Annotated in this window: 6 protein-coding genes; 4 read left to right on the top strand and 2 right to left on the bottom strand. The window is 76.8% G+C overall.

Features of this window, described 5'->3' with window-relative positions:
* Together ACTUAL_RS29320 and ACTUAL_RS29315 are read left to right on the top strand one after the other, a co-directional pair.
* Positions 1-453 (top strand): HPr family phosphocarrier protein (locus ACTUAL_RS29320; protein ID WP_440902506.1); only part of this gene is annotated, 453 nt, incomplete at its 5' end.
* Positions 454-641: 188 nt separating this feature from the next.
* Positions 642-1,193 carry a DUF3558 family protein gene (locus ACTUAL_RS29315; RefSeq protein WP_440902505.1) on the top strand — a complete coding sequence of 184 codons (552 nt, stop codon included), beginning with the start codon at positions 642-644 and terminating at the stop codon, positions 1,191-1,193.
* Positions 1,194-1,271: 78 nt separating this feature from the next.
* On the opposite strand, the gene ACTUAL_RS29310 is transcribed toward ACTUAL_RS29315, so the two are convergent.
* Positions 1,272-1,481: an FmdB family zinc ribbon protein gene (locus tag ACTUAL_RS29310; RefSeq protein ID WP_015804801.1), complete on the bottom strand. Its 210-nt coding sequence runs from the start codon at positions 1,479-1,481 to the stop codon at positions 1,272-1,274.
* 156 nt (positions 1,482-1,637) lie between these two features.
* On the opposite strand from ACTUAL_RS29310, the gene ACTUAL_RS29305 reads away from it, so the two are divergent.
* Positions 1,638-1,931 carry a hypothetical protein gene (locus ACTUAL_RS29305; protein WP_440902504.1) on the top strand — a complete coding sequence of 98 codons (294 nt, stop codon included), beginning with the start codon at positions 1,638-1,640 and terminating at the stop codon, positions 1,929-1,931.
* Between the two features lie 67 nt (positions 1,932-1,998).
* Here the strand turns inward: ACTUAL_RS29305 and ACTUAL_RS29300 are convergent, their stop codons facing one another.
* Positions 1,999-2,529 (bottom strand): GNAT family N-acetyltransferase, encoded by a 531-nt coding sequence (locus ACTUAL_RS29300; protein WP_440902503.1) that lies wholly within the window; start codon positions 2,527-2,529, stop codon positions 1,999-2,001.
* Between the two features lie 39 nt (positions 2,530-2,568).
* Between ACTUAL_RS29300 and ACTUAL_RS29295 the strand changes: the two genes are divergently transcribed.
* Positions 2,569-3,264, top strand: a complete 696-nt coding sequence (locus tag ACTUAL_RS29295; protein WP_440902502.1) for an alpha/beta fold hydrolase — start codon at positions 2,569-2,571, stop codon at positions 3,262-3,264.
* The last annotated feature ends 57 nt before the right edge of the window (positions 3,265-3,321 follow it).

The following is a 3,321-nucleotide window of genomic DNA, read 5'->3' as shown; positions in this document are numbered from 1 at the left end:
GACGGGGCGGCGGTGGTCGTGGACGCGCCGCTGGTGACCGGGGCCGTCGCGGCGGCCGTGGCGGCCCAGGGCGGTGCGGCGCTGGAGGCGGTGGTGGCGGCGGCGCTCGGGGCCTGGGGGAGCGGGGAAGGGGCGGGCGGTGGCGGCGCCCCAGGTGACGGCGCCGGCGGTGGCGTTGCCGGTGACGGCGTGGTGCGGGCGGTGGTGCCGCTGGTCAACGAGGTCGGGTTGCACGCGCGGCCCGCCGGGCTCATCGCGCGGGCGCTGGCCGGGCTGGACGCGCGCGTGGCCGTCCGGCACGGCGGGCGGGAGGTCGACGCGCGCAGCGCGCTGGAGCTGATGGGGCTCGGCGCGGTCGGCGGGGACCGCGTGGAGGTCGTCGCGGTCGGGGCCGACGCCGAGGAGGCGGTGCGGCGGGTGGCCGGGCTGGCCGCGCGCGGGTTCGACGGGTGAGCGCCTGCGCGCTACCCGACGTAGCCGGGACCGGGGCGCGATCGTCCGGTCGGGGTCCTGCGGACGGGCGCGCAGCGGGTGGTCCGGGCGGGCGGAAGCCCAGGTCGGCGGGTGATCCCGCGCCCGCGGGCGCACCTGGCGAGACAGGGCGCTCACCCCTTTGGCATGGTTGTGCCATGCGGCGCGCGGTGATCTCACTCATGGTGCTGGTGCTCGGCGCGACGAGCGCGTGCACCCACTCGGTCAACGGGACCCCGGTCCCAGGGGTGCTCGACGTGGAGCAGCCGTTCTCGTCGACCAGCCCCGGCAGCAGCGCCAAGCCGAGCGGGGACGACAGCGCGGCGCAGGACTACTGCGACCTGATCAGCTGGAAGGACCTGCCCTACGAGGTGGCGGACAAGTCCGCGCCGCCCACCGACGTCGGGTACGACCCGGACTTCGACCAGTCCTGCAAGTGGCAGCACAGCACCGGGACGCTCGACGTCGGCGTGACGCTGCGCTTCCGCGAGGACCGGCCGATCACGCTGGACAAGACCAACGGCGAGTACACGGTCGACGGGCGGAAGGTCGCCTACTTCGACCGGACCACGGACTCCAGCGTGCAGCCGTCGTGCGTGATGGTCATGGACTACGCCGGGGGCGGGGTCGGGATCATCGTGATCGACGGGTCGGCCAAGTACGGGGCGATCTGCGAGCAGGGCAAGGCCGTGGCGGAGAAGCTGCTGGCCCAGGAGCCGTGACCGGGCCCCGGTGAGCTCCCCGCGGGACCGGTCGGGCTGCGCGCCCGGCCGGTCCCGCCGGTCCTCGGTTCCGGGCCGTCAGCCGCAGCAGCCGCCGCCGCAGCACCCACCGCCACCTCCACCGCCCTGGGGCGCGGTCGCGCCGGAGCTCAGGCCCGCCATCGACAGCAGCTTCACCGTGTCCGCGTGCCCGTCCGGGCAGCTCGCGGGGGCGGACGCCTCGCTCATCGGGCGCTGGACGTCGAAGGTCGAGCCGCAGGCGCGGCAGCGGAACTCGTAGGTCGGCACGCGGCCATTGTCGCCCGGAGCGCGCGGTGGGCACCAGAGCGCCCCGGTGTTGTCGGACGGGTGACCCCGGTCGCGTGATGGAGGTCTCCGACCGTGCATCGCCCGTCGGTGGGCTTGGTGCGTTCGGGGGATGCCCGGTGCGGATACGGTTGTCGCGTGCCGCGCCGCAACCGCCCCAAGCACACCGGAGAGCCCTCGACCCCCGGCGGCCACGGCTGGGCGCGGTCCGAGACGGGGGCGGACGGCGAGTGGCTGGTCCGCACCATCTCCGGCGCGGCCACCACGAAGACCTACCGCTGCCCCGGCTGCGACCACGAGATCCGGCCCGGCACCCCGCACGTGGTGGCCTGGCCCGCCGCCGACTACGGCTCGGTGGAGGACCGCAGGCACTGGCACCAGTCCTGCTGGAACGCCCGCGCCCGGCGGGGGCCCTCGTCCCGGCGCTGGTAATCCCTGCGCTGGTGGTCCCTGCGCTGGTGGTCCCTGCGCCGGTGGCGGCCACCCGGTCCGCGCGGGCTCACGGCCTGCGGTAGACGAGCAGCTCGCCCTCCTCCGGGTCCAGCTCCACGGCGCCGCTGCGCGCCAGGCCCAGCTTCTCCGCCACGCGCTGGGCCGGGGTGTTCTCCGGGGCGGTGACGACCACCGGTGGCAGGTCCGGGTGGCTGACCGCCGCCCGCTCCAGGGACGCGCGCGCCATCTCGGTCGCGTAGCCCCGCCCCCAGTGCCGCGGGCGGAAGCTGTACGACAGGTTCAGCACCCGCTCGCCGCCCACCGCGTGCACGCGCAGGCCGCCCACGCCGAGCAGCTCCCCGCTCTCCCGCGAGAGCACCGCCCAGTAGCCGATGCCGTCGTCGCGCCAGTGCTCCCGCCAGCTCGCCAGCAGCTCCGCCACCTCCCGCGGCGTCCTCGGGCGCGCCGGGTTGTGCGCGTGCGCCTCCGGGTCGGTCAGCACCTCGGTCACCGCGGCCAGGTCGGCGTCGGTGGTCCTGCGCAGCAGCAGGCGCCCGGTCAGCACCTGGTCCGGGTAGCGCGCCGGGTGATCGGTCATGCGGCGACGGTAGCGGCGGGGTCTGACAGATTGGGGGGCGTGGAAACCTCGCCGCTCGTCCTGCTGCACGCCTTCCCCGTCGACTCCCGCATGTGGGACGGGGTCCGCGAACGCCTCGCCCCGATCACGCCCGACCAGCGCGCGGGCGGCGAGCCCGACCTGGCGGGCGCGGCCCGGCGGGTGCTGGCGGAGCTGGACGGGCGGGGGATCGGGCGGGTGGTGCTCGGCGGGTGCTCGATGGGCGGGTACGTCGCGATGGCGCTGCTGCGGATCGCGCCCGAGCGGGTGGCCGGGCTGGTGCTGGTCGACACCAAGGCGGTCGCCGACGCGGAGGAGGCGCGGGACAAGCGGCTGGCGGTGGCGCGCGAGGTCGACGAGCACGGGGTCGGCGCGGTGGTCGGCTCGGTGAGCGGGCTGCTCGCGCCCGGATCGCCGCTGGTGGACGAGGTGCGGGCGGTGGTGCTGGGGCAGCGCGCCGAGGACGTGGCCTGGGCGCAGCGGGCGATGGCGGCCCGGCCCGACTCGACGGCGCTGCTGCGGGAGGCGGACGTGCCGAAGCTGGTCGTGGTCGGCGAGCGCGACGCGGTCACGCCGCCGGAGGGGGCGCGGGCGCTGGCGGGGGAGATCGGGGCGACCTGCGTGGAGCTGGCCGGGGTGGGGCACCTGGCGCCCTGGGAGGCGCCCGAGGCTTTCGCGGACGCGGTGCTGGACTGGCGGCGCGCGACGGGCGTGTGAGGGCCTGACCAGGCCGAGGACCCGCGTCGGCCGGCCCCCCGGACGCGAAGAGGCCCC

The organism is Actinosynnema sp., assembly GCF_052038725.1.
Note: the sequence above shows the minus strand (reverse complement) of the source record. Positions and strands in the feature narration are given on the sequence as shown.

Coding starts and splice junctions, on each gene's coding strand:
- ACTUAL_RS29300 (WP_440902503.1), bottom strand. CDS start 2,529: ATGACCGATCACCCGGCGCGCTACCCGGACCAGGTGCTGACCGGGCGC.